The organism is Limnohabitans sp. (genome assembly GCF_023910625.1).
Classification (GTDB): domain Bacteria; phylum Pseudomonadota; class Gammaproteobacteria; order Burkholderiales; family Burkholderiaceae_C; genus Limnohabitans_A.
Genome location: NZ_JAAVVW010000003.1, coordinates 1,991,767 through 2,016,940, shown reverse-complemented (window position 1 = coordinate 2,016,940; position 25,174 = coordinate 1,991,767). Strand labels below are relative to the sequence as shown.

25 protein-coding genes and 1 pseudogene are annotated in these 25,174 nt (G+C 58.5%); 7 read left to right on the top strand and 19 right to left on the bottom strand.

The window, feature by feature from the left end:
• Nucleotides 1-41 precede the first annotated feature (41 nt).
• On the top strand, nt 42-1,853 hold the full coding sequence (locus HEQ17_RS13060; protein WP_296293127.1) for an AAA family ATPase: 1,812 nt from the start codon (nt 42-44) through the stop codon (nt 1,851-1,853).
• Between the two features lie 137 nt (nt 1,854-1,990).
• Here HEQ17_RS13060 and HEQ17_RS13055 read toward each other — a convergent pair whose 3' ends face one another.
• Entirely contained in the window at nt 1,991-2,134 is a 144-nt protein-coding gene (locus tag HEQ17_RS13055) for a hypothetical protein (RefSeq protein ID WP_296293126.1), read from the bottom strand.
• Between the two features lie 47 nt (nt 2,135-2,181).
• On the opposite strand from HEQ17_RS13055, the pseudogene HEQ17_RS13050 reads away from it, so the two are divergent.
• Nucleotides 2,182-2,547, top strand: a pseudogene (locus HEQ17_RS13050) (pyridoxal-phosphate dependent enzyme); the annotation flags it as partial.
• A 36-nt stretch (nt 2,548-2,583) separates the two neighbouring features.
• On the opposite strand, the gene gap reads toward HEQ17_RS13050, so the two are convergent.
• From gap to sucC, 5 genes are all read right to left on the bottom strand, one after another.
• Entirely contained in the window at nt 2,584-3,627 is a 1,044-nt protein-coding gene (gap, locus tag HEQ17_RS13045; protein WP_296293125.1) for a type I glyceraldehyde-3-phosphate dehydrogenase, read from the bottom strand.
• Nucleotides 3,628-4,142: 515 nt separating this feature from the next.
• Nucleotides 4,143-4,625 (bottom strand): pilin, encoded by a 483-nt coding sequence (locus HEQ17_RS13040; RefSeq protein WP_296293124.1) that lies wholly within the window; start codon nt 4,623-4,625, stop codon nt 4,143-4,145.
• A 90-nt stretch (nt 4,626-4,715) separates the two neighbouring features.
• Nucleotides 4,716-5,423, bottom strand: a complete 708-nt coding sequence (locus HEQ17_RS13035) for a TerC family protein (RefSeq protein ID WP_296293123.1) — start codon at nt 5,421-5,423, stop codon at nt 4,716-4,718.
• A gap of 145 nt (nt 5,424-5,568) precedes the next feature.
• Nucleotides 5,569-6,465 (bottom strand): succinate--CoA ligase subunit alpha, encoded by an 897-nt coding sequence (gene sucD / locus HEQ17_RS13030; protein WP_296293122.1) that lies wholly within the window; start codon nt 6,463-6,465, stop codon nt 5,569-5,571.
• 94 nt (nt 6,466-6,559) lie between these two features.
• Entirely contained in the window at nt 6,560-7,720 is a 1,161-nt protein-coding gene (sucC, locus tag HEQ17_RS13025) for an ADP-forming succinate--CoA ligase subunit beta (protein WP_296293121.1), read from the bottom strand.
• A 175-nt stretch (nt 7,721-7,895) separates the two neighbouring features.
• Between sucC and argC the strand changes: the two genes are divergently transcribed.
• Nucleotides 7,896-8,819: an N-acetyl-gamma-glutamyl-phosphate reductase gene (gene argC, locus HEQ17_RS13020; protein WP_296293120.1), complete on the top strand. Its 924-nt coding sequence runs from the start codon at nt 7,896-7,898 to the stop codon at nt 8,817-8,819.
• A 25-nt stretch (nt 8,820-8,844) separates the two neighbouring features.
• Here argC and HEQ17_RS13015 read toward each other — a convergent pair whose 3' ends face one another.
• The 3 genes from HEQ17_RS13015 to purB form a co-directional block, all read right to left on the bottom strand.
• Nucleotides 8,845-9,405, bottom strand: a complete 561-nt coding sequence (locus HEQ17_RS13015; protein WP_108354434.1) for a YaeQ family protein — start codon at nt 9,403-9,405, stop codon at nt 8,845-8,847.
• A gap of 4 nt (nt 9,406-9,409) precedes the next feature.
• Complete coding sequence (locus tag HEQ17_RS13010; RefSeq protein ID WP_296293119.1) at nt 9,410-10,576, bottom strand: ATP-binding protein; 1,167 nt, start codon at nt 10,574-10,576, stop codon at nt 9,410-9,412.
• Nucleotides 10,577-10,679: 103 nt separating this feature from the next.
• Nucleotides 10,680-12,080 (bottom strand): adenylosuccinate lyase, encoded by a 1,401-nt coding sequence (gene purB / locus HEQ17_RS13005; protein ID WP_296293118.1) that lies wholly within the window; start codon nt 12,078-12,080, stop codon nt 10,680-10,682.
• A gap of 122 nt (nt 12,081-12,202) precedes the next feature.
• On the opposite strand from purB, the gene HEQ17_RS13000 reads away from it, so the two are divergent.
• Nucleotides 12,203-12,817, top strand: coding sequence for a glutathione S-transferase N-terminal domain-containing protein (locus HEQ17_RS13000; protein WP_296293117.1), 615 nt, complete (start codon nt 12,203-12,205; stop codon nt 12,815-12,817).
• A gap of 109 nt (nt 12,818-12,926) precedes the next feature.
• On the opposite strand, the gene HEQ17_RS12995 is transcribed toward HEQ17_RS13000, so the two are convergent.
• The 9 genes from HEQ17_RS12995 to HEQ17_RS12955 all read right to left on the bottom strand — a co-directional run bounded on the left by HEQ17_RS12995 (nt 12,927) and on the right by HEQ17_RS12955 (nt 20,795).
• Nucleotides 12,927-13,361: a nuclear transport factor 2 family protein gene (locus HEQ17_RS12995; RefSeq protein ID WP_296293116.1), complete on the bottom strand. Its 435-nt coding sequence runs from the start codon at nt 13,359-13,361 to the stop codon at nt 12,927-12,929.
• A 20-nt stretch (nt 13,362-13,381) separates the two neighbouring features.
• A complete protein-coding gene (locus HEQ17_RS12990) occupies nt 13,382-14,152 on the bottom strand; it encodes an SDR family NAD(P)-dependent oxidoreductase (protein ID WP_296293757.1) in 771 nt (256 codons plus the stop codon).
• A gap of 86 nt (nt 14,153-14,238) precedes the next feature.
• Entirely contained in the window at nt 14,239-14,841 is a 603-nt protein-coding gene (locus HEQ17_RS12985) for a DUF3833 domain-containing protein (RefSeq protein ID WP_296293115.1), read from the bottom strand.
• Between the two features lie 32 nt (nt 14,842-14,873).
• Nucleotides 14,874-16,205 (bottom strand): MFS transporter, encoded by a 1,332-nt coding sequence (locus tag HEQ17_RS12980; protein WP_296293114.1) that lies wholly within the window; start codon nt 16,203-16,205, stop codon nt 14,874-14,876.
• The gene (locus HEQ17_RS12975) at nt 16,202-16,810 is read right to left on the bottom strand and encodes a chalcone isomerase family protein (protein ID WP_296293113.1); all 609 of its coding nucleotides are present in this window, start codon (nt 16,808-16,810) and stop codon (nt 16,202-16,204) included. The genes HEQ17_RS12980 and HEQ17_RS12975 overlap by 4 nt, the downstream gene beginning before the upstream one ends.
• 5 nt (nt 16,811-16,815) lie before the next feature.
• Nucleotides 16,816-18,075, bottom strand: a complete 1,260-nt coding sequence (locus HEQ17_RS12970; RefSeq protein WP_296293112.1) for a cyclopropane-fatty-acyl-phospholipid synthase family protein — start codon at nt 18,073-18,075, stop codon at nt 16,816-16,818.
• Nucleotides 18,076-18,091: 16 nt separating this feature from the next.
• Nucleotides 18,092-18,862: a DUF1365 domain-containing protein gene (locus HEQ17_RS12965; RefSeq protein WP_296293756.1), complete on the bottom strand. Its 771-nt coding sequence runs from the start codon at nt 18,860-18,862 to the stop codon at nt 18,092-18,094.
• 2 nt (nt 18,863-18,864) lie between these two features.
• Nucleotides 18,865-20,181 (bottom strand): FAD-dependent oxidoreductase, encoded by a 1,317-nt coding sequence (locus HEQ17_RS12960; protein WP_296293755.1) that lies wholly within the window; start codon nt 20,179-20,181, stop codon nt 18,865-18,867.
• Between the two features lie 8 nt (nt 20,182-20,189).
• On the bottom strand, nt 20,190-20,795 hold the full coding sequence (locus HEQ17_RS12955) for a glutathione peroxidase (RefSeq protein WP_296293111.1): 606 nt from the start codon (nt 20,793-20,795) through the stop codon (nt 20,190-20,192).
• An 87-nt stretch (nt 20,796-20,882) separates the two neighbouring features.
• On the opposite strand from HEQ17_RS12955, the gene HEQ17_RS12950 reads away from it, so the two are divergent.
• Both HEQ17_RS12950 and HEQ17_RS12945 read left to right on the top strand, forming a co-directional pair.
• Complete coding sequence (locus tag HEQ17_RS12950; RefSeq protein ID WP_296293110.1) at nt 20,883-21,080, top strand: DUF2256 domain-containing protein; 198 nt, start codon at nt 20,883-20,885, stop codon at nt 21,078-21,080.
• On the top strand, nt 21,077-22,615 hold the full coding sequence (locus HEQ17_RS12945) for a cryptochrome/photolyase family protein (RefSeq protein WP_296293109.1): 1,539 nt from the start codon (nt 21,077-21,079) through the stop codon (nt 22,613-22,615). Before HEQ17_RS12950 ends, HEQ17_RS12945 begins: the two co-directional genes overlap by 4 nt.
• 3 nt (nt 22,616-22,618) lie before the next feature.
• Here HEQ17_RS12945 and tgt read toward each other — a convergent pair whose 3' ends face one another.
• The gene (gene tgt / locus HEQ17_RS12940) at nt 22,619-23,791 is read right to left on the bottom strand and encodes a tRNA guanosine(34) transglycosylase Tgt (RefSeq protein ID WP_296293108.1); all 1,173 of its coding nucleotides are present in this window, start codon (nt 23,789-23,791) and stop codon (nt 22,619-22,621) included.
• A gap of 146 nt (nt 23,792-23,937) precedes the next feature.
• Here tgt and HEQ17_RS12935 point away from each other — a divergent pair, with 146 nt between their 5' ends.
• The gene (locus HEQ17_RS12935; RefSeq protein ID WP_296293107.1) at nt 23,938-25,167 is read left to right on the top strand and encodes an ATP-binding protein; all 1,230 of its coding nucleotides are present in this window, start codon (nt 23,938-23,940) and stop codon (nt 25,165-25,167) included.
• Nucleotides 25,168-25,174 lie beyond the last annotated feature (7 nt).

Here is a 25,174-nt window from a genome sequence, read left to right as displayed (position 1 = left end):
CGACATGCAAAATTCCAGAGGTTCCAACGAGGAGAGCTGCCATGCGTCTATTGCACTATCTTGAAATCGAAAATTTCAAACGTTTTGGTGAGCAACAGCGCATCGAATTGGCACATCCAGCGGTGCTGATCGGACCTAACAATTGCGGCAAAACCAGTGCGATTCAGGCGCTGGCACTGTGGTCACAAGCTCTTCGAACGTGGTATGACACCCGCAAAGACTCATCGGCCAAAGAGCGCACGGCCACGGGGTTGAACCGCTTGAATATTGTCGCTGTACCCGTGCAACGCACTCGCTTTTTTTGGCACAACACACAGGTGCGTACGGGTACCAAAGATGTGTCGTTGGTGATCACTGTGGGTGTGGAATTCAAGGGGCAAGTGGTTGCACTGCCCATGCGCTTTCGCAATCAAGGGGATGAGCTGGTTTACTGCACACCAGGTCATTCAATCATTGGCGACATGGAATTGATTCGGCATGCCGCCATGCTCAAGGTCGAATTGCTCTACCCCATGTCGGGGTTGGAGACCGAGGAACCGTTGCTGCAACCAGGGCGGATCGATGTACTGCTGGGTCAAGGACAGACTGCACAGGTGTTGCGTAATTTGTGTCTGATGGTAGTGCGCTCTTCTGCAGAGGATTGGCAAAGTATCACGAGCCTGATGCATCGTTTATTCAATGTCGAACTATCGCAGCCCATAGAGACCACTCGAGGCAGCATCGAACTGCAATACCGACAGCCTGGGGTAAAGGAAACTTTGGATGTGTCGTCATCCGGCCGCGGCTTCCAGCAGATGTTGTTGATATTTGCTTATCTTTATTCACACAAAAAAAGTATCCTTCTTGTGGATGAGCCAGATGCCCACTTGGAAATTCTGCGGCAGAAACAAGTCTATGTATTGTTGCGCGACATCGCTAGCGAAAACGGCTCTCAGGTCGTTCTGGTGACCCATTCCGAGGTGATTTTGGATGAAGCGCTGGAAAATAATCTGACGCTCTTGCTAGATGGCAAAGCAGACGATCTGGCGGGAAAACAGGATATTCGAAATAGTCTCAAGCATTTTGGTGCAGAACACTATGTAAAGGCCCGCGAAAGGGGCTACGTTTTGTATGTCGAAGGTGGAACAGATGTGGATATGTTGCGTGCTCTGGCTCAACGCATGGACCATCCTGTTGCCGCAGCCTGGGATGAACGAATCAACTCGTTTTATGTCCAGAATAATTACCCGGATCAGGACATGGACGCTGAACTGGAGCGCGTGGAAGGGGGATTTGGCATCACACCTCAACAGCACTTCAACGGTTTGCGGAATCTTTTACCCCAACTCAAGGGGCTGGCTATTCTTGATAATGATGGACGAAATCGAAAAAGCCAGTTGAACGATGCGCTGCAAGTGGCCTACTGGAAGCGCTACGAAGCCGAGAATTACTTCATTACGCCCGAGCTTTTGCGCAACTATGCCATGGCACAATTTCCGAGCAATGACTTGTTTGCTCAACAGACACAGCAAGCTGTTGATGAAGTGCTTAACGACTTGGTGCTCGAACAGGTATTTGAAAATGCCCAAGCCGACTTTGACGCATGGGCTCAAGCCAATGCTGAGGTGGCGCGGGTGTTATGGGAAGCGAAAACCGAGCGGCGCAAACTCAGCGCATTTGCCGAAGAGTTTTTCCGACGTCTCTCAACACGGATAGGTGGACAAATGCTGCTCAGAAAAGGGGAACTGCATCGTTTGATCGATCATGTATCGCTGCCTTCCATTCCGACAGAGGTTAAAGAGAAACTGGATTTGTTGGCCCAGTTGTTTTGTCCAGCAGCTTCGCATGAGGAAGTAGAGCTAGGAAAGTCATAGCCCCGATCATGACGGCAAGCGGGTTCGCCTCCTGATTTCTATGAAAGACATCAGTGCGAGTACCCGCACTACTTACCAAGTCAGATCAATCGCAGCGGAACCCTTTCGCCAAGCCAGCGCCGAGTCCTTTTTCGCTGTCAAGGCGCGTGCAACACCAGCTTCACGGGCAAAGCGTCCAGCAAGGGCTTGAGCGTGTTCCAGGCAGCGGCAGGCGTGGCGAGGGCGTCCACCGCTACGCCTGCCGCCTTCACTTGCGGCCATCGCGCGGGTTCAAGCATCAAGGGCGCTAAGGTGTTGTGGATCAGTCTTTGCACCACCGCCGCGGTGGCTTGACGGCGTAGAGCCCCAAGCGGGCAACGATGTGCAGCAATCCTTGCAACAGGGTCAGCGGGTGCGCATTGCCACCCCGGTGACGATTGCCGACGGCGCTCAAACGCCCATGGTGGGCGAAATCACCTTCGAGATCATCCGCCGCCTGGTGGACGCGGTGCACACCGTGACCGATCCGCAGCTGGTGCAGGCCATGCGTTTTTACGCCGAGCGCATGAAGATGGTGGTCGAGCCCACGGGTTGTTTGTCGCTGGCGGCGGCCATTCAGGCCAGCGAGCAGCTTCAAGGTCAGCGCGTGGGCATCATCGTGAGCGGCGGCAACGTGGATTTGGGCCGCTTTGCGCAACTGATCAGCCAAAGCTAAGGCCTGCGGTTCACTCGCATCTTCACGGGTTGGCGTTCAGCCGATTCGCCCTGTAGAGGGTGTGGCAGCGGGATTCGAAAAAGTCCGTCCCACCACCCGCGCCATTTCCAGGCACTTGTTCGAGTATCCCCACTCGTTGTCGTACCAAGCCACCACCTTGATGAAGGTGCTGTCCAGTGCGATGCCCGCGTTGGCATCGAACACACTGGTGCACACCTCACCCCGGAAGTCGGTCGACACCACCTTGTCGGTGGTGTAGCCCAGCACGCCCTTCATAGCCCCTTCGCTTTGCGCTTTCATCTCGTCGCAAATTTCGGCGTAGGTGGCAGGGCTTTCCAGCTCGGCCGTCAGGTCCACCACCGACACGTCCGACGTGGGCACACGAAACGCCATGCCCGTCAGCTTGCCCTGCATGGCCGGGATCACCACACCCACCGCCTTGGCCGCGCCCGTGCTGCTGGGGATGATGTTTTCCAGAATGCCGCGACCGCCGCGCCAGTCCTTGTTGCTGGGGCTGTCCACGGTTTTTTGGGTGGCGGTGGCGGCGTGCACCGTGGTCATCAGGCCGCGTTTGATGCCCCACTTGTCGTGCAGCACTTTGGTGATGGGGGCCAGGCAGTTGGTGGTGCAGCTGGCGTTGCTGATGATGGCTTGCCCGGCATAGGACGCATGGTTGACGCCGTACACAAACATGGGCGTGTCGTCCTTCGAAGGCGCTGACATGACGACTTTGTTGGCCCCTGCGGCCAGGTGCTGGCCCGCGCTGTCCTTGTCTAAAAAAAGCCCTGTGGCTTCGATCACCACATCGGCACCGACTTCGTTCCACTTCAGCTGTGCCGGGTCGCGCTCTTGCGTCAGGCGGATGCGCTGGCCGTTGACCACCAGGGTGTTGCCGTCCACCGCGATGCTGCCCTTGAATCGACCATGCACGCTGTCGTATTGCAGCATGTAGGCCAGGTAATCGGGTTCGAGCAAATCGTTGATGCCCACGATCTCGACGTCGTTGAAGTTCTGCACCGCTGCGCGCAGCACCATGCGGCCAATGCGGCCAAATCCGTTGATGCCGATCCTTGTGGTCATGGAAGTCTCACTTTCGTTGGATGAGTCGGTAACAGCATGTCAGACGGGTTGCTGTCGATGTAACCATCGTATGCGAATTATTGAAACTTTGTTACATCACGGTGGGCTCACATGGGTTTGTTCTGAGTTTGTAACTCGGTTTCGGAGCTGCGGAGCGTCACTGAAGTGGGCAGTTTGTCTCCCTGAAGATGCAGGCTCAAGGGCACACCCGGAGGTCTGCAGCTTGTTGGGCGATCCACATGGCGACTCGGTTGACCGGCAACAACCGCTGCTGCAACAGCTTCAAGGCGATGCTGGCCTATCGGGCGTCTTGGCAGAGCAAGAGCTTGCCCCAAGTTGTTTGGGATCGATGCCACGGCATTGGGCCATCCGTTCAGGCCTGTTGTTGACTTGAGACTTCGGGTCAATGGGGGCGCAAAATTCTCGCGCATGAACGCCTGATGCAGGAAGTCAATGGCCCCAAACCTGAATGCTCCGCATGCAGCGGCATACCCTCACACAAGCTGGATCAATGCTTACGTCGCCTTGCACGAGGCTGGAAGGTATTTCAGGGGGAGCCCATTGGCGGCAGCGGGACCACACTTCCAGGCAGCGATGGATTTACCGCCGTCGGTGGACCCGTTGATGGGCGTGTTTCCACTTTGCAGCGGTACCAATGAAATGCTGTTGGCCGAAGCGTTGGTGTTTCCGCGCAAAGCCTGGTGATTGCCCACCACGGTGATGACACCATTGGCATCGGCGGAAATGCCGCTCACATATTTGCTCACCTGGTTATCGCAAACTTTGGGCAATGCGGCCGAAACATCGGCATCCGAGGCCGAGCCAATGGCTTCGTTGACTGCGGTTTTGCAGCCGCTGGCAGCCAGCAGCATTTCAGAGACTTTGGCGCGAATGCTGTAGTCCTGGTAAGCCGGAAGTGCCAGCGCCCCCAATATGCCAATGATCGCGATGACGATCATCAGTTCGATCAAAGTCAGGCCTCGTTGCTTTTTTTGCATGACATAAGCTCCTTGTGGGTGGGTGTCGATGGTAATCCATTCGACACCCAACTTCCAGAGCTTTGAGGGTGCAGAAGTCCCCTCGGGGGGTCAGGCTGAGGCTTGTGCCGATCGGCGTGCCATGATGATCTTGCCAAAAGCCAGAACCAGCAAAGCGCCTATCACGCCCAAACCGTAGCCCCAGACTTTTTCTTGAGGGATGTAATTGATCAAACCAGGGTCTGATTGGATCATCGTGCCGGCAATCCAGCCCAACAACATGCCGCCCGCAACGATGATGGCGGGGAATCGGTCCATCAGCTTGAGCACCAGCTGGCTGCCCCAAACAATGATGGGGATACTGACCAGCAGGCCAAAAATGACCAAAGGCATTTGGTGATCGGGGTTGCCCGAGGTCTGGGCAGCACCCGCGATGGCGATCACGTTGTCCACGCTCATGACCAAGTCGGCAATGATGACGGTCTTCACCGCACCCCAGAGCTTGTCGCTGCCCTGAATGTTGCTGTGCTCGTCTTCTTCATCGGGCGTGAGGAGTTTCACGCCGATCCAGATGAGCAAAAGCGCCCCCACAAATTTGAGGAAGGGGATGGCCAGCAAGGTGAGCGCGAAAAAGATCAGGATCACACGCAAGATGATGGCACCGGCCGTACCCCAAATGATGCCTTTGGTGCGTTGGTGTGCGGGCAACTGGCGGCAAGCCAGCGCGATCACCACAGCGTTGTCGCCACCCAAAAGGATGTCGATCATGATGATCTGGGCCACGGCGACCCAGAACGTAGCGGTCATAAATTCTTCCACGGTGTTCCTTTCACCCGCCAAGGCGGGCCCTTATAGTTGATTTGCAAAAAGAAAGCCGGATTATCCCTTGGAAAATCCGGCTTTTCTATTGGTGCAAACCACATCCCTGCCAAGAGCAGGGATGAACACCTGAATGCGACTTGAATTACTTCAGCTGTGCCTTGAGCAATTTGCCCAATTCAGACGGGTTGCGTGTGACGATGAAGCCACACTCTTCCATGATGGCCAGCTTGGCATCGGCCGTGTCGGCACCGCCAGAGATCAGAGCGCCAGCGTGGCCCATGCGCTTGCCGGGAGGGGCAGTCACACCTGCGATGAAGCCGACCACAGGCTTTTTCATGTTGGCCTTGCACCACATGGCGGCTTCGGCTTCGTCTGGTCCGCCGATTTCGCCAATCATGATGACGGCGTCGGTGTCGGGATCGTCGTTGAAAGCCTTCATCACGTCGATGTGCTTCAAACCGTTGATCGGGTCGCCACCGATACCAACGGCGCTGGACTGGCCCAAGCCGACTTCGGTCAACATCGCCACGGCTTCATAAGTCAAGGTGCCCGAACGGGACACCACGCCGATACGGCCTTTGCGGTGGATATGACCGGGCATGATGCCGATCTTGATTTCATCAGGGGTGATCAGGCCAGGGCAGTTGGGGCCCAGCAGCAGCGTGCGCTTGCCGCCAGCCGCTTCTTTGGCCTTCATTTTGTTGCGCACTTCGAGCATGTCACGCACTGGAATGCCTTCGGTGATGCAAATCGCCAAGTCCAGGTCGGCTTCAACAGCTTCCCAGATGGCTGCTGCTGCGCCTGCTGGGGGCACGTAGATCACCGACACGGTCGCGCCAGTTTGTGAGGCGGCTTCCTTGACGGAGGCGAAAATCGGGATGTTGAAGATGGACTCGCCCGCCTTCTTGGGGTTCACGCCCGCGACGAAGCAATTCTTGCCATTCGCGTATTCTTGGCACTTTTCAGTGTGGAACTGACCGGTTTTGCCGGTGATGCCTTGGGTGATGACTTTGGTGTCTTTGTTGATGTAGATCGACATGGGTTTTCCTAATCAGTTGGGGACAGAGTTGAAGATCCGTCCCGCAAAGTTAATCAGTTGGGGACAGAGCTGAAGATCTGTCCCACAAAGACATTTACTTGACAGCAGCGACGATGGCGGTCGCGGCTTCGGCCATGGTGTCGGCCGAGATGATCGGCAGACCGGATTCGGCCAGCATCTTCTTGCCCAGCTCGTCGTTGGTGCCCTTCATGCGTACCACCAGTGGCACGGACAGGTTCACGGCCTTGCAGGCGGTGATCACGCCGGTGGCGATGGTGTCGCACTTCATGATGCCGCCGAAGATGTTGACCAAAATGCCTTTGACATTCTTGTTGGCCAACATGATCTTGAAGGCTTCGGTGACTTTCTCGGCTGTGGCGCCGCCGCCCACGTCCAAGAAGTTGGCGGGCTCGCCGCCAAACAACTTGATGGTGTCCATGGTGGCCATGGCCAAGCCAGCGCCGTTGACCAGGCAACCGATGTTGCCGTCCAGGCTGATGTAGGCCAAGTCGAACTTGGAAGCTTCCACTTCGGCAGGGTCTTCTTCGTCCAGATCGCGGTAAGCCACGATTTCAGGGTGACGGAACAGCGCATTGGCGTCGAAGTTGAACTTCGCGTCCAAAGCCATCACCTGGCCTTTGCTGTCGCGGTTCAGGGGGTTGATTTCCACCAAAGACGCGTCAGTTTCCATGTAGCACTGGTACAGCTTCTTGAAGATGTCCACGGCCTGCGCGGTGGAGTCGACTGGCATGCCAATCGCGTCAGAGATTTTCTTGGCTTGTGCATCACCCAAACCGGTCAACGGATCGATGAATTCGGTGATGATTTTCTCGGGGGTGGAATGGGCCACTTCCTCGATGTCCATGCCGCCTTCGCTGGAAGCGATGAAAGCGATCTTTTGGGTGGCGCGGTCGGTCACCACGGACACGTAATATTCTTTGTTGATGTCGGCGCCGTCTTCGATGTACAGGCGGCGCACTTTTTGGCCTTCGGGGCCGGTCTGGTGGGTCTTGAGCTGCATGCCCAGGATTTCGCCAGCGATGCGCTTCACGTCGTCAATGGTTTTGGCCACCTTCACACCGCCGCCTTTGCCACGGCCACCGGCGTGAATCTGAGCCTTGACCACCCACACAGGGCCGCCCAATTTTTGAGCGGCTTCGACCGCCTCTTGAACGGTAAATGCCGGAATGCCGCGCGGAACAGGCACGCCGAATTGACGCAAGATTTCCTTGCCTTGGTACTCGTGAATCTTCATGAGGTTTTCTCTCAGAGGGTAGTTGATCTGACCGGTCCGCTGGGGTGACTCACCCGCCAGCAGGTTCTCGACGCTTCAGACTTCGACTGTATCATGCTGCAATGCATCAATTTTGGGCTTTGTGCCTTGAATTGTCTTCACGCTGTGCAGCAAACTTCTTGAGAAAGCAACAGCCATGGTCAAAATTTTCATCGATGGCGAAGCCGGCACCACGGGTTTGCAAATCCGCGAGCGGCTGGCGCTGATGTCCCAGATCGAGGTGCTGAGCATCGAGCCGGCCCGTCGCAAAGACCCCCAAGCTAAACGCGAATTGATGGCCGCCGCCGATTTGGTGGTGTTGTGCCTGCACGACGATGCCGCCATCGAGTCGGTGGCCATGATCGACAGCCTGCCGGGTGCAAAACCCCGCATTGTGGACGCCTCCACCGCGCACCGTTGCCACCCCGATTGGGTCTTTGGCTTTCCCGAGCTGGCCGCTGATCAGGCCGCCGCTGTTCGTCAGGCCCAGCGCGTGGCCAACCCCGGCTGCTATGCCACAGGTGCGATCGCCATCTTGCGGCCCTTGATCGACGCGGGCTTGCTACCGCAGGATTTTCCAGTGTGCTTGCCATCCGTGAGTGGTTACTCCGGCGGCGGCCGGAGCATGATCGAAGATTTCGAAGCAGGCCGGGCTCCCTTATTTGAGGCTTATGCCCTGGGCCTCAAGCACAAGCACATCCCCGAAATCATGCACTACACCGGACTGACCCAGCGGCCCTTGTTTGTGCCTGCCGTCGGCAATTTCCGCCAAGGCATGTTGGTGCAACTGCCACTGCATCTGGACAGCTTACCGGGCAAGCCCACGGGCACAGACCTGCACGCGGCCTTGCAGGCGCACTACGCGGCCAGCCATGCTGCAGGCGGCTGGGTGAGCGTGCTGCCCGCCACGGCCGACGCCAAACTGGACGCCACCGCCCTGAACAACACCAACAAGCTGGAGATTCGGGTATTTGCCAATCAAGAGGCACGACATGCCGTGGTGATCGCCCGATTGGACAACCTGGGCAAAGGAGCCAGCGGCGCGGCGGTGCAAAACATCGAATTGATGTTGGGTTTGTGAGCCTAACGCTGTACCCGCTGTGCGTTCATTTCCAGCGGATCAACTCAATGTGCACGCTGCCTTTGTCGCTGCTGAAGGTGACGCTGCCTTCTTGAAGGGTGGCTTGCAGCTGCATGCTGCGCTCGGCAAGCTTTGCCAATTCTTGGGAGCCCTCGGTGGGCACGCGCCAGACCTGTAACTTGTCCAATCGGGTGAGCTTGGTCTCGATGCCTTTCCACCAGACTTCGGCTGCGTGGTTGAAGCAATACAGCAGCACCTCGTCGGCCTTCTGGCAGGCTTTCATGATGGGTTTGTCTTCGGGTTGGCCGACTTCGATCCACATGCGGGTGCGGCCCGTGAAATCGCGCAAGCTGCAATCCGGGTCATCCGGGTCAGACAAGCCTGCACCAAAAGCCAGCTTGCCGTCGCCGTTGCACACGGCCTGCAATTTGTAAGCGTTGATGGCCAGTGCCAGCAGGCGGATCATCATGCGCTCGTCGGTCTCGCTGGGGTGACGCGCCAGCGTGAGCTGGTGGTCTTCGTAATAGCTGTGATCGATGTCGGCGATCGACAGGTTGGCTTTGTAGATGGTGGATTTGAGGGCCATGGGTTCAGTCTTTGCGAGCCAACATGCGCCAGCCCAACAGCTGAACGCCATTGCGCAGGGCAGACATTTCGCCGCCGTAAATCAATAAAGGGGGGCAGGCCTCGCTGCCTGCCATGCTGGCAGAGCGCTGGCCAGCGCGTACATAGTCGCCTGTCGGCGTTTGACCGGATTTGATCTCAACGGTCTGCAACTGACCTGTGCCCGTTTCGTAAAGCAGATCCGCTTCCAACCCGTTGTTGTCACGCCAAAAATGCAAATCACTGGGCAGCCCCTGGTTGGTCCTGTGCTTGAGGAACTCGGTCACGACCCAGTTTTCAAACAACGCCCCACGCGCAGGGTGCAGGCTCAGTTGCTCCGGCTGACGAATGCCCAACAACCAACATGCCAAGCCTGTGTCCACAAAATAGAGTTTGGGTGATTTGACCAAACGCTTGCCAAAGTTGCGGTGGTACGGTGTCAGCACGAAAAGCACATCGCTCGATTCAAGCACCGACAACCAAGCGCGTGCGGTGGTGTGGGTGATGCCCGCCTCGCTGGCCAGCGCACTCAAGTTCAGCAATTGGCCCGTGCAGCCCGCACACAAGCGAATAAATCTCTGAAAAATTGCCAGATCCTGCACTTGCAAGACCTGCCTGACATCCCGCTCCAGGTAGGTGGTGATGTAGCTGGCAAACCAGTCGGTGGGCTGCGTGACTGCATCCATGTTCAAGGCTGGATAGCCGCCTCGCCACAGCACTTCGTCCAGTGTGGCCTGACCATTGCCTACGCCTGCAATTTCTGCCGCTGAAAATGGCAGCAAACGGCACATGGCCACACGGCCTGCCAGGGATTGCGTCACACCGGCCATCAAGCCAAACTGCTGCGATCCGGTCAGGACAAACTGTCCGGGTGTGCGGTTTTCATCCACCATCCCCTGGAGGTATGAAAAAAGGTCGGGCCAGCGCTGGGCTTCATCAAATATGGCGCCTTGGGTAAACCGTGCCAAAAACCCTCTGGGGTCTTCGGCTGCAAAAGCGCGCTCGGTCGGGTCTTCGAGCGAGATGTACGGCTTGTCAGGAAACAGATGACGGGCCAGCGTGGTTTTGCCCGATTGCCGGGGGCCGGTGATGGCCAACACAGGAAACGACCCGGCCAGACGTTGGAGCGCAAGGGCAAGTTGTCGTTCGATCATGGGGCTATTTTATACAGATTGAAGAAATGATCTTCAATCTGTATAGATCGGGTTGAAATCACCCGGTGCAACCCGCCTGGATAAACCGCTTCCGGTGAACCGATCAGACCCGACGGGCCAGCTCGGCCGCCTTGCCGACATAACTGCCAGGCGTCATGGCCAGCAGGCGGTCTTTGTCGGCTTGCGGAATCTCCAGGCCTTGAATCAGGCCATGCAAGTCGGCCGCCGTGACCGTCTTGCCCCGGGTGACTTCTTTGAGCTTTTCGTAAGCACCCTGTACGCCATAGCGGCGCATCACGGTCTGGATCGGCTCGGCCAGGACTTCCCATGCGGCGTCGAGGTCTGCGGCCAACGCTTCTTCGTTGAGTTCGAGCTTGTTCAGGCCGGTCATCAAGGACGCATAGGCCAGCGCGGTGTAGCCCAAGCCCACGCCCATGTTGCGCAGCACGGTCGAGTCGGTCAAATCACGCTGCCAACGGCTGATGGGCAGCTTCTCGCTCAGGTGCTTGAGCACGGCATTGGCCAAGCCCAGGTTGCCTTCGGCGTTTTCAAAGTCGATCGGGTTGACCTTGTGCGGCATGGTGGAAGAGCCAATTTCACCGGCTTTCAAGCGCTGCTTGAAATAGCCCAAACCCACATAACCCCAAATGTCGCGCGACAGGTCGATCAGAATGGTGTTGGTGCGGGCTAAGGCATCAAACAGCTCGGCCATGTAGTCATGCGGCTCGATCTGAATGCTGAAGGGTTGGAATGTCAAACCCAAACCCCATTGGCTGCTGTGTGTTTCGCTGATCTCCGGGGTTTCCACCACTTTGCGGGCAAAGGCTTCCCAGTCAAAGTCGGGCCAGGCCGACAAGTGGGCGTTGTAGTTGCCGACCGCGCCATTCATCTTGCCCATCAATTGCACAGCGGCGATTTTTTCGCGGCAGCCCTTCAGGCGCACCACCACATTGGCCATTTCCTTGCCCACCGTGGTGGGGCTGGCGGTCTGGCCGTGCGTGCGGCTGAGCATGGGCACGTCGGCAAAGGTGTGCGCCATGTCGCGCAGCTTGGCGATCAACCCATCCAGGCCGGGCAGAATGACCTGGGCGCGCGCGCCCTTGAGTTGCAAGGCGTGGCTGGTGTTGTTGATGTCTTCGCTGGTACAGGCAAAGTGCACAAACTCGGCACTTTTTTCCAGCTCGGGGCGGTCCTGGAACTTGGACTTGATCCAGTACTCCACGGCTTTCACGTCATGGTTGGTGATCTTTTCAAAATCCTTGATGGCCAGGGCGTCGGATTCTGAGAAGTTCTTCACCAACGCTGTCAAATAGGCGCGTGCGCCGGGGGTCAGGGGCTTGAATTCGGCAAAACCTGCATCGGACAAAGCAATGAACCAGGCGATTTCGACCTGAACGCGGCGGTGCATGTAACCCTGCTCGCTCATGAGCGGGCGCAAGGCATTGAGTTTGCTGGCGTAACGGCCATCCAGCGGCGACAGAGCGGAAATGGGGGTGAAATTCATCCTTTGATTGTAATTCCCGCCACTCTGCAACCAGCCTCTTTCCCAAATACATGGGCAAGAGGGAAATCCGCACGTGTTTCACCTAGAATCGGCCATCGTTCATTGGCACCAACACCTCTTCTATGAAACTCATCGGCTCCGTCACCAGTCCTTATGTTCGCAAGGTGCGCATCGTCATGGCCGAAAAAAAACTGGACTACCAGTTTGTCACCGAAGATGTTTGGTCCGCACAGACCAGCATTCACGCCACCAACCCCTTGGGCAAGGTGCCGTGCTTGGTGATGGAAGGCGGTGAAGCGGTGTTCGATTCGCGCGTGATCGTTGAATATCTGGACACCTTGTCTCCTGTGGGCAAGTTGATCCCTACAGCAGGGCGTGAACGCGCAGAGGTGAAAACTTGGGAGGCTTTGGCCGATGGCCTACTGGATGCGGCCTTGCTGGCGCGCATGGAAGCGGTCTGGACCGAGCGCCAAGACAGCCAGCGCAGCCAAGCCTGGATCGACCGTCAGTTGGACAAAATCCAGCACGCCCTGAAGGCCATGGACCATGGCTTGGGCGACAAGGCGTTTTGCTGCGGTGTCTATCTGAGTTTGTCCGACATTGCCGTGGATTGTGCCTTGACTTATCTGGATTTCAGGTTCCCACAGATGGACTGGCGAACACCACACCCCAATCTGCACAAGCTCCATGACAAGCTGGCCCAGCGCCCAAGCTTTCAGGGCAGTCTGCCCGCTTGATTTGTTGGCCCGCGCTCAGCCGACGTGTTGAAGTGCGTTGATTGATTCAAATTCCAGCAGATTGACCGCTGCATGCCTTTGCCAAAAGGCCACAGCGCGCCTATCGGCCTCAGGTATTGGCGCGCCTTTTGAGCCAACGCATCACCCCACCCACTAAGGGCAGTTTTTCGTACAGCTCTTCGGCAGCATCCCAATAATCGCGGTGCATGGTCACCAAACCCTGCTCGTTGAACACCACATGGCTGGCACCGCGCACGGCTTGCAAGGTGGTGGTGTCAAAGCGCTTGAAGCGAAAGCGGAATTCCCAGGTCAAAAAGGCTTGGGCACCGTCCACCACCTGACCGGTCACGACAAAGTGCGGCTGGTCCAGTGCCACGTACATGTGCCGAAAAATTCGCTCGATCTCGGGCAGGCCTTGCACCTCGTTGAAGGGGTCTTTGAAGCGGGCTTGCGCGTCATAAATCGTGTGCAGCTGCGCCACGCTTTGTGGCGACAAGGTTTCAAAAAAAGTGGCCAAGTTTTCAGTGGCTTGTCGGCTTTTCATGTGTGGCTTTCCATTCGGGCTCACAGTCCCGTGAACTTGCGCACCAAGGGGAAGTACAGGCGGTAGGGCAGCAAGCGCAGCAACTTCAGCCAAAGGGTGAAGCGCTTGGGGAAATGGATATCAAATTGGCCTTTGCCCCAGCCCTTGAGCATCTCGCGAGCCGCTTCTTCGGGGCTGATCAAGGCCGGCATGGTGAACTGATTCTGGGCTGTGAGCGGGGTGGCCACAAAGCCGGGGTTGACCACGCTCACACCAATGCCCTGGTCTTGCAGGTCCATGTAAAGGGTCTCCGCCAAGTGGGTGAGCGCTGCTTTGGTGGGGCCATAAGCCAGTCCGTTGGGCAGCCCGCGCCAACCCGCCACGCTGCTGAGCAAGCTGATGTGCCCTTTTTTGTGTGCCAGCATACCCGGCAATACCGCATGGATTACTTGCAACGCGCCTTGGTAATTGACTTTGTCGTGTTGCAGCAATTCATCCAGATCGATCGCTGTGGCCCGTTGGGCGCGGTAATAACCGGCGGCATAAACCACCATGCTCAGCGGACCCTCTGCGAGCAGGGCACTGGCCGTGCTCTGGACCTGAGCAGGATCGCTCACATCCAGTGCCCGCCATTGCACCCCCTCGTCTTGTGCTGCCCAATCCTGCACGCCTTGTGCGTTGCGGGCAGACACTACTACTTGGGCGCCGGCAGCACGCAAAGCCTGTGCACAGGCCAGGCCAATGCCCGTGGATGCCCCCACCAACCAGACTCGGCGGCCATGCCAGTCGGTGATGGGCGTGTTGAGTTGCAACCAACTGCGAGGCGCGACCAAGGGTGGCGATGGCAGGCCTTCTGAAGTGTTTCGGGCTGTGGCCAATAGGTTGGTATTCATGTGCATCAACCAGACTTGGCCACCAAGGGAGTTCGGCGTGTGAAGGACAGCGTGACTTCGCCCAGCTTGATGCCCCATTTGCTCATGGTGGCTTTGTTGAGCATGACGCGGTCGTCCATCAGGAACATCCAGTCATCGAAATCCACATGCCAGATGCGGCCATCGACCGGCAACGCCAATGTGTAGCCCCATCGAAAGGCGTTGCCGCTGACCTGGCCCGTGGCCTCGCCCACCACATCGTCAGCGCGGCCTGTGTAGCTGCCGTTTGGCCCGGCCTTGAGTCTCCAGATTCGACGTTCCTTGGTGCCATCCGAGTACACAAAAGCCTCATCGAGAACACCCTCGTCTCCACTCCAGGAGCAGTCCATCACCACGGTGAAACGTTTGACGACCTGGCCGCTGCGGTCGGTGAACACGCCCCACGCGTCGATGGTTCCGGTGAAGTAGGTGCGCAGATCCAGCAGAGGTCTTTCTTGCGCATAGCCTTGCACTTGCGGACCCGCGCAGCCGGACAGAAAAGGCATGGTCGCCAAGGTGGCCACTGCAGGCCAGGCGGCCAGACGGGTCAGGGCGGTGCGGCGGTGAATCAGGTGGTTGTTGGGGTGCATGGAAAGATCCCGTGGTGGAATGTCGAGGCGGCTCATGCCGAAGGGGTAACCGTGGATGGCGTTATCAAAACCAGATCAGGTCGGCGCATCAGGCCCAAGTACAAGGCCAGTGCGGCCAGCAGCTTGAGCACACAAGGCAGAAGGCCATACGCCAAGCTCAGCGCCAGCACGGCATGTTCATCTTGTTGGCCCGGTGCGTAGCCCCATAAACCCAACAATGGCAATGAGAGGCCTGCAGCCAAAGCCAGATTGAGTTTGGTGGCCAGATTCCACCACCCCATGAAGGCGCCGTCTGTGCGACCCCGCTCTCCGCAGCGGTCAATCAACTGATTGAGCAGTGCGCCGGGTACTGTGAGGTCGGCCCCCAACGCCATGCCCGACAGGGCGCAGATCAGCAAAAATCCGATGGTGTCACCCGCGCCCAGCGAGATCACGCTCACAAAAGCCAGCACCGAAAGAGCCATTCCCACGGCCCAAGTGCGAAGCAAGCCGATGCGGTCAATCACCTTCAGCCAAAGCGGAAATGACAGGGCTCCAGCGGCAAAGTACAAGCCCAGAAACAAAGGCTCCATGGCCTTGGGCGCCTGCAGGCGGTCCTGCACAAAAAACAGCACCAAGGTGGCTGGCACGGCGCTGGCGAGGCCGTTGAGCATGAACACCATCAACAGGCGACGAAAACCGGGGTGTTGCCACGGTTGCCAAAGGCTGCTGTGCTCATGGGCTTGAGCCATGGGCACGTTCACTGCTATCGCATTTTGGGCCGTGCGTTGCCATGTGAACAAACCTGCCACCAACATGACGATCAACAAAGCGGTGGTCAAGGTCCAGCCCCAAAGGGCTGGCAGTGCTGACGCCAGCAAAACGCCCACCAGGGCAAAGCCTTCTCGCCAGGCTACCCAGCGGCTTTGCGCGATGCCGCCCCCGCCCTGACGGGCAGCCCAAGCCTGATGCAATATGCCCAAACCACTGTAGGCCAAGTGGCTGAGCGTGAGGGCGCAGCCCACCCACACCAGCAAACCCGAAGGCGACAGGGCGGCTGCCGGCGGAAAGAACGCGGCCGCAAAGCCCAAGGCCACCAACACCGCCATCAGGATGGCGGCCAGCCACACTGCGCCCCAGGAATGGCGGTACAGACGATCACCCCAACGTCCCAGCCAGGGGTCCACCACCGCGTCGATGCTGCGGCTGAGCAGGAGCACCGCACCCAAAGCCGCCAAAGGCACGCCGTATTGCTGGCCGTACAAATTGGGCAAATGCACATACACCGGCAAGGCCACAAAAGCCAGGGGCAAACCCAACAAGCCGTAGGCTGCAGCAGCATTGCGCTGCAGCCGGGGTGTAGCCGTGGCGGGGGTGGAGTTCAAGGCTGCAAGCCTTGCAACAATTGCGCGCGCATCTTGGGCTCGGACGTTCGTTCATCCAGCCAGATACCAAAGAACAAGCGTGCAAAGTTCTCGTCTTTGACCAAACCTGCACGCTGGCCGTTGACCCAAAATTCTGCACCCACACCCGGCAAATTGATGCCCGTGATGCGTTCGCCCGGAGCAACATTGGGAAACAACTCACGCAAGGCGTTCAGCCAGCTTTGGGCCTGAGCCTCGCTGAAGCTCCCCAAACGTCGCATCTCTTCGATCGAGCGGCTGGCAATGGCCGAGCCTTCCAGCTTGCGCAGGTATTGCAGCTCCAGTGCAAACGGATGTTGCATGGCTTGGCTGTGGCGAAAGCCCCGAGGGGTCCACAGCCGAGCGTCATACACCTCGAAACCCCAAACCCGTAAGCGCACCGGAGCAGTGGGCACCACACCACCCAATGCCGCCACTTCGGGCCGGATGTAGGCGGCATTGGGACTGGCTACGGTGCTGCTTTGCGCTTGCACCTGCCCCAGCATGAGCCAAAAGACAACGAGCAGTGCGCCGCGCAAGGCCCATTGAGTCGGCCTGGGTGTGACGGTGGTCAATGTGGCAGGCATGGGGTTCAAGCCGGTTTGGCCAAGGTGAACTGAATCACATCGATGTTGGCCTCATCGAATGCTGCCTCGCAATAAGCCAGGTAGAACTCCCACAGCCTGATAAAGCGGTTGTCGAAATTCAGCGTACGCACATCATTGATCTGCGACATGAAGTTGTCGCGCCAGCGGCGCAGGGTCTCTGCGTAATCCGGACCAAATTTCAGCTCATCGACCACTTGCAATCCCGCGGCCTGCGCCTGTTTTCGGAACTCGCTGGGGCTGGGCAGGCAACCACCCGGAAAGATGTATTGCTGGATGAAGTCGGTGGAAAGCACATAGCGGTCAAACAAGGCGTCGTCGATGGTGATGCTTTGGATGCAGGCGCGACCACCGGGCTTGAGCAAGCGGTTGATGGTTTGAAAGTAGGTGGACCAATAGGCCTGGCCAACGGCTTCGATCATCTCGATGGAGCAAATCGCATCGTAGGGGCTGTCCTGAATGTCGCGGTAGTCCTGAAGGCGCAAATCGGCTTGTTGCTGCACCCCTTGCCATTTCATGCGTGCCTTGGCAAAAGCCAACTGTTCGGTGGACAAGGTCACGCCGGTGATGTGTGCCCCAAATTCGGTGGTGGCCGATTCGGCCAATGCACCCCAGCCGCAGCCGATCTCCAGCACCCGGTCGCCCTGCTGGGTGTTCACCATGCGCAAGGCGCGGCGTACTTTGGCTTTTTGGGCATCGTCCATGGTTTGTGTTTTATCACCCGCAAACCAGGCCGAAGAATAGTTCATCGTGTCGTCCAGCCACAGCTTATAAAAAGCGTTACCCAGGTCGTAATGCGCGTGGATGTTCTTGCGGCTGTTGCTGCGGCTGTTGCGGTTGAGAAGGTGCTTGATGCGGTAAGCCAGTCGCCCGAGCCAATGGCCGTAAATCGCCCCCTCGATCTGCGTGCGGTTGGCGATCAACAGGCGCAGCAGGGCAGCCAGATCGGGCGTGTCCCAATCGCCCGACATGTAGCCCTCGGCAAAGCCGATGTCGCCCGACTTGAGCACTTCGGCGCACACCTTCCAGCGGTGGAGGTGCAGAACGGCAAAGGGTGCGGCATGCGTGCCGAACACCTGGAGCTTGCCATCGGGCGCGTGCAGGGTGAGCGTGCCGACTTTCAATCGGGTCAACAGGGCGAGCAAACGTGTGGCCGCTTTGGGCAAACGGCTGTGCGGCATGGGTGCAGCAGTGCCGGAGGCACCCAGGGCGGTGGTGTGTTCAGCGGTTTTCATCGTGTTGGGCATCTGGTGGGTGCAGTGTTCATCGGCTCACAAAATCGCGGGGTGGCTCGGGTTTGCGCCAAAACGGCACTTTTTTCAGCCACAGCAACAGGGCGTGCCAGTGGATGCGTGCCATCACCCCCAAGGTCAGCAATGGGAAGCGCCACATCACGCGACGCAGGGTGCTCGGGGTGGCAGGCTCCAGCACGCCACTCCAACTGGTGTCAATCAGGGGGCCGTTGGCATCGGCATGGTCCACGCGGGCCACGATGCGGTCCTGGCTCAGGTGCTGCGTGCGCATGAAACGAAAACGGTATTCGCCTTGCACATCGCAAAAGGGCGAGACATGGAACACCTTGTGAGCCCGCAAGGTGTGGCCGTATTGCGGCTCGGGCAAGAGGTAGCAATGGCGCTCGCCGAAGGTGTTGTTCACCTCGGCCACGATGGCGGCCAAGCTGCCGTCGATGCGGTGGGCGTACCAGAAGCTCACGGGTTTGAAGGCATGGCCCAACACACGTGGGAAAGCCTGTAACCAGACCTCGCCAGAGGCGCCCTGAATGCCTTCCTTGTGCAGCAGTTCATCGAGCCAGGCCAGCGCGCCGCCTTTGTCTGCAGATCGGCCATCGCCATGGTCGGCGTCATGGAAGGCGAACCAGGCGCGGCGGTTGATGGCCAAATCGGTGCGGCACACACCGGCATTCAAGCTGCGCATCGGCAGCAGCAAAAAAGCGGTTGGATAGACGAACGCGTGGTGGGCCGGGCGGTGCCGCGTGTGACGCACCTGGCCCCAGCCGATGAGCGCGAGAGTCATGGTCATGCGGCCAACGCCTCCTGATTGCTTCCTTGCTCGTGGATTTGCTTGAGCAAGGCGCGGCCCACTTGCAGACCCGACTTGAGGCCGTCTTCGTGAAAGCCATAACCCGTCCAGGCCCCGGCGTACCAGGTGTGACGCTGGCCTTGCAACAAAGGCACGCGTTTTTGCGCGTCGATGGCTTTGAGGTCAAACACCGGATGCGCGTAGTCGTATTCGCCCACGATGGTGGACGGGTCGATGGGCTGCAATGGGTTGAGCGAGACCACCACCGGCTGGACAAACGGAATGCGTTGCAAGCGGTTGAGCAGGTAATGCAGGCACACGCGCGAGGACTCACGCTCGGTGCTGGCTGCGCGTTCGTAATTCCAGGCGGCCCAGGCCTTGGGGTGGGCCGGCAAAACGCTGGCATCGGTGTGCAGCACGGCCCGGTTGTCTTGGTAACGGATGTCGCCCAACACCTTGCGCTCCTCACCTGAGGGCTCGCGCAGCAGACACAGCGCCTGGTCGGTGTGGGTGGCGATCACCACTTCGTCAAAGCGTTCGGCATGACCGTCGGTGATGATGCGCACGCCTTGCACATCGCGCTCGATCAAACGAACCGGGGTGTTCAGGCGCTTGTCGTGCACGCCCGCCAGAATTTTCTCGACGTAATGGCGTGCACCCCCCACCACGCTGAACCACTGCGGGCGGTTGGTCACCTGGATCAGGCCGTGGTTGTGGCAAAACCGGATCATGGTGGCCACCGGAAATTGCAGCATCTGGTCGGTCGGGCAACTCCAGATGCAGCCCAGCATGGGCAAGAAATACCAGTCGCGAAAAGACGCGCTGAACTTGTGCGTGCGCAAAAATTCGACCAGCGGCTGCTGCAGGTCTTGTTCGCGCTGGGCATTGGCGATGCGTGTGCACAGCGCATTGAAGCGCATCACATCGGCCAACATGCGCCAAAACCGTGGGTTGACCAAGTTGCCGCGCTGCGCGAACACGCTGTTCAGGTCGGTGCCACTCCACTCCAGCGTCTTGCCATTCACCGCTCCCGGCACCTTGACCGAAAAAGACATGTTGGACGGCGCGGTTTCAACCTGCAGTTCAGCAAACAGGTTGATCAGATTGGGGTAAGTGCGTTCGTTGAACACCAAAAAACCCGTGTCCACGCCGTGCGTGATCGGGCCCTTGGGCGTGGGCAAGGTGATGTCCACCGTGTGGGTGTGGCCGCCAAAATAGTCGCCCGCCTCGAACACGGTGATGTCGGCATGGTCTTTCAGGGTGTGGGCCACGGCCAGACCGGAAATGCCAGACCCCACGATGGCCAGTTTCATGCGTCGGCTCATGGTTTTGCGGTCAGCGCTTTGTCGATGGCGGACAGCAGTGTGTTGCTTTCCGGTCCGGACATGCTGCTGAATTGGTCGATCACCCTGCCGTCGCGGCCAATCAGGTATTTATGGAAGTTCCAGCGGGGCTTTTGGCCGGTTTGGGCGGTGAGCTGCTTGAACAAGGGCGCGGCACCATCGCCCGTGACCTGGGTTTTGGTGAACATGGGGAACTTCACGCCAAAAGTGCTTTCGCAGAACTCGGCGATGTCTTTGTTGCTGCCTTTTTCCTGAGAAAAATCGTTCGATGGAAAGCCCAGCACCACCAGGCCCTGGTCCTTGTATTTCGTGTTCAGCGCTTCCAGTCCTTTGTATTGCGAGGTAAAGCCACAAAAACTGGCGGTGTTGACCACCAGCACCACTTTGCCGGCGTATTGGCACAGCGACTGGGGCTTTTCGTCTTGCAGTCGGTCAAAGCTGTGGTTCAGGATGGCAGGGCAGGCGAATGCCCGGGCAGTGGTTTGTGGGCTGGCTTGCGCCGCCTCCAGCCCCAAGCTCAAAGCTGCGGCGATGAAGAGCATCACCAGGGCGCTGCCCCATTGTTTTACACGAGAGAGGTTCATGTGCACTTGAAAATACATTTTGTGACTGATCAGTTTAAACTCGTTTGATCTGATTGTCACGCCTGCCCCTCTTCTTGTGAGAAAAGAATGTCCAAAACCCCCGGATTCAAAGGGAACAAACAAAGTTTGCCTCAAAAGCCGTGCGCGGTTTGTGGACGAGCCATGGTGTGGCGCAAAAGCTGGGCCAAGAACTGGGACAGCGTTTTGTATTGCAGCGAGCGCTGCCGCGCCGACAAATCCCGTAAGCCAGCCAACGCCAGCGCACCGAACAAGGCCTCGACATGACCCGCCACCTGGTCTTGGTGCTGGGCGACCAGCTTGGCTGGGACAGCCCTGCTCTGGCGGACTTTGACCCGGCGCAAGACCAGTTGTTGATGATCGAAGCCGACAGCGAAGCGGGCGAAGTCTGGAACCACAAAGCCCGGATCGCGATTTTCTTGTCGGGCATGCGGCATTTTGCCAACGAGGCGCACCGCCTGCGCTGGCTTTGCACCTACATGCGGCTGGAAGATGCAAACCTGCCGGGCGACTTTTCCGGGCGACTGATCCATGCCCTGCACAACCTCCAGCCCCAAGCCCTGGTGGTGCTGGAGGCTGGGGCCTGGCGCATGGAAAGGCTGATCGAGGACGCGGCCGAGCAAGCCCATGTGCCGCTGCGCTGGGTGGCTGACCCCCATTTTTTGTGCAGCCGCGCCCAATTTGCCAAGTGGGCCGGCGACAAAAAAGAGCTGCGCATGGAGTTCTTTTACCGCGAGATGCGCAAGCGCCACGGCATCTTGATGGAGGGCAAAGAGCCCATCGGCGGCCAATGGAACTTTGATGCCGAGAACCGCAAAGGCTTTGGTGCCAAAGGCCCCGGCACCGTGCCGCCACCAGCCCACTTTGCGCCCGACCGTGTGACGCAAGACGTGATCGACCTGGTCAACACACGATTTGCCAATCACCCCGGCACGCTGGACCACTTTGCCTGGCCAGTTACCCGCGAAGACGCCTTGCTGGCGCTGCAGCACTTTGTGGTCCAGCGGCTGGAGAACTTCGGCGCTTTGCAAGACGCGATGTGGACCACGCTGCCCTTTGGCTGGCACGCGCTGGTGGGCAGCAGCCTGAACCTGCACCTGCTCAACCCCCGTGAAGTCATCGCGGCAGCCCAGCAGGCTTACCACGCACGCGGCTTGCCTCTGGCGAGCGTCGAGGGCTTCATTCGCCAGGTGCTGGGTTGGCGCGAGTTCATTCGCGGCGTGTACTGGCTGGACATGCCGCACATGGCCGAAGCCAATCATTATGGCCACACCCGCGATTTACCAAAGTGGTACTGGACGGGTGACACGCACATGGCCTGCATGCAAGCCACCATTGGCCAAAGCCTGCAACACGGCTACGCGCACCACATCCAACGCCTCATGGTCACCGGGCAGTTTGCCGTGCTGGCGGGGCTGTCGCCGCAACAGGTCAGTGCCTGGTACCGCGCCATGTACGTCGACGCGGTCGAATGGGTGGAAACGCCCAACACCTTGGGGATGGCGCTGCACGCCAACGGCGGGCGCTTCACCAGCAAACCCTATGTGGCCAGCGGCCAGTACATCAGCCGCATGAGCAACTATTGCAAAGGCTGCCGGTACCAGCCCGAGGTGCGCACAGGGCCCAGCGCCTGCCCCATGACCACGCTCTACTGGGACTTTTTGATCCGCCACGAAAAACACATCTCAGGCAACCCCCGCACCGCGCTGATGGTCAAGCATGTGGGCAAGATGAGCGACGAAGACAAGGCGCAAATTCGCCACCAAGCCGACGCCACCCGCGAGGGCCTGGATGTGCTGTAAGCCTCAGACCCCGCGTGCGCGCTCGCTCTTGAACTGCGCCCGGAACTGGGTGAACTGCCCTGCTTCGAGCGACTCGCGCACTTCGCGCATCAGGTTCAGGTAGTAGTGCAGGTTGTGGATGGTGGTCAGCATGGGGCCGAGCATTTCCCCGCAGCGGTCCAGGTGGTGCAGGTAAGCGCGGCTGAAGCCGTCTCGGCCACCGTTGTCCCACGACACGCCAGACGTTCCCGCGCAGGCATGGCAGGTGCAGCTGGTGTCCAGTGGTTGCGGGTCGTTTTTGTGGCGGGCGTTGCGCAGCTTCAGGTCGCCAAAGCGGGTGAACACCGTGCCGTTGCGGGCGTTGCGGGTGGGCATCACGCAGTCGAACATGTCCACACCATCGGCCACGCCTTGCACCAGGTCTTCAGGCGTGCCCACGCCCATCAGGTAGCGCGGCTTGAGTGCGGGCAGGCGGTGCGGTGTGTGCGCCATGATTTGCAGCATCAGGTCTTTGGGCTCGCCCACGCTCACGCCGCCCACGGCGTAACCCGGGAAGTCCATCTCCACCAGCGCGTCGAGTGATTCTTGGCGCAGGTTCTCGAACATGCCGCCTTGCACGATGCCAAACAGCGCATTGGGGTTTTCCAGGCGTGCAAACTCGTCTTTGGAGCGCACGGCCCAGCGGCGGCTCATCTCCATCGACTTGCGGGCCTCAAGCTCGGTGGTCAAGTGCCCCTTGGTCTCGTAAGGCGTGCACTCGTCGAGCTGCATCACGATGTCCGAGTTCAGGATGGTCTGGATCTGCATGCTGACCTCGGGCGACATGAACAGCTTGTCGCCGTTCACGGGCGAGGCAAAGGTCACGCCTTCTTCGGTGATCTTGCGCATATCGCCCAGCGACCAGACTTGAAAACCACCCGAATCGGTCAAGATCGGTTTGTCCCATTTCTCGAACTGGTGCAGGCCGCCAAAGCCTTGCATGATGTCCAGCCCCGGGCGCATCCACAGGTGAAAAGTGTTGCCCAAAATGATCTGCGCGCCCATCTCGTGCAAGCTGCGTGGCATCACGCCCTTGACGGTGCCGTAAGTCCCCACGGGCATGAAGATGGGGGTTTGCACCACACCATGGTTCAGGGTCAGTGTGCCGCGACGGGCATGGCTGGGGGGGTCGGTTTTGAGCAGGTCGAATTGGAGCATGAAAGGCCTAAAGCTGAGGCTTGGATTGTAGGAGCTTGCCAAGTAACGGCTTAAGCTCACTTTTGCCCGACCGGCAAGCCAGGAAAGATGAGTTGGAAAATATTTCGTCCATGTAATTTGGGTATTTAACTCCCTATAATGCATGGATGATTGATCGCTACTTGTTCGCTTCTGTTCTGGATGCTCTGGCCGATGCGCCAGCCGTCGCACTGCTTGGACCGCGTCAGGCAGGCAAAACCACTTTGGCGCTTCGCGTGGCCGAGCATGTTGCCAAATTAGGACTGGGTGGTCGCCAGTCAGGCAGCTTGTACTTGGATCTGGAAAGCCCCAGTGACAGGCAAAAGTTGACTGACCCTGAGGCGTACTTGTCGCATCACGCCGATAAATTGGTGATTTTGGATGAAGTGCAGCAAATGCCTGCGCTCTTCCAAGTGCTGCGGGGGTTGATTGACCAGGGGCGAAGGCAGGGACAGGGCGCAGCGCGATTTCTGTTGCTGGGCTCGGCCACGGGCGAACTGCTGAGGCAGTCGAGTGAAAGTTTGGCCGGGCGGGTAGCCTATTTGGAATTGCCTCCCTTGCAGTTATTGGAGGGGGGGCTGGATCAGCAAGACGCCTTATGGCTGCGCGGAGGATTGCCCAATAGTTTTTTGGCCAAAAGTTTGCCGAAAAGTATGGCGTGGCGGCAGAACTTGATCAAAACCTATCTGGAGCGCGATATTCCCAGTTTTGGCGCACGCATTCCCGCTGAAACCTTGCGCCGCTTGTGGGTCATGTTGGCGCACCAACAAGGCGGTTTGCTGGATGTGTCGCAGTTGGGCAAGAGCCTGATGTTGGACGCCAAGACGGTGCACCGTTACCTGGACATGTTGGTTGATCTGATGTTGGTGCGCCGCGTGCAACCTTGGTATAGCAACGCAGGCAAACGTCTGGTGAAATCGCCTAAGCTTTATGTGCGCGACAGTGGTTTGCTGCATGCTCTTTTGGGAATAGGCACCCAAGATGCGCTGTTGTCGCACCCGGTGGTAGGCAACAGTTGGGAGGGGTTTGCATTGGAGACCTTGATCAACGCCGCGCCGCTCAATACCAGCAGTGGTTTTTACCGCACGAGCAATGGTGCCGAGGTGGATTTGCTGCTCGACATGCCGGGGCACGGTGTGTGGGCCATTGAAGTCAAACGCGGTGCTGCCAGCAAGCCGCGTAAGGGTTTTTACAGTGCGTGTGAAGACTTGAAGCCCGCCAAGCGCTGGTTGGTCTATCCCGGCACAGACGCTTATCCCGTGGGAGACGGAGTTCAGGTGATTGGCCTGCACAATCTTGCCGAAACCATTTGGAAAATCCATCGCGACGGGATGGTCACGCTCACATCACACGCTTGAGGACAAC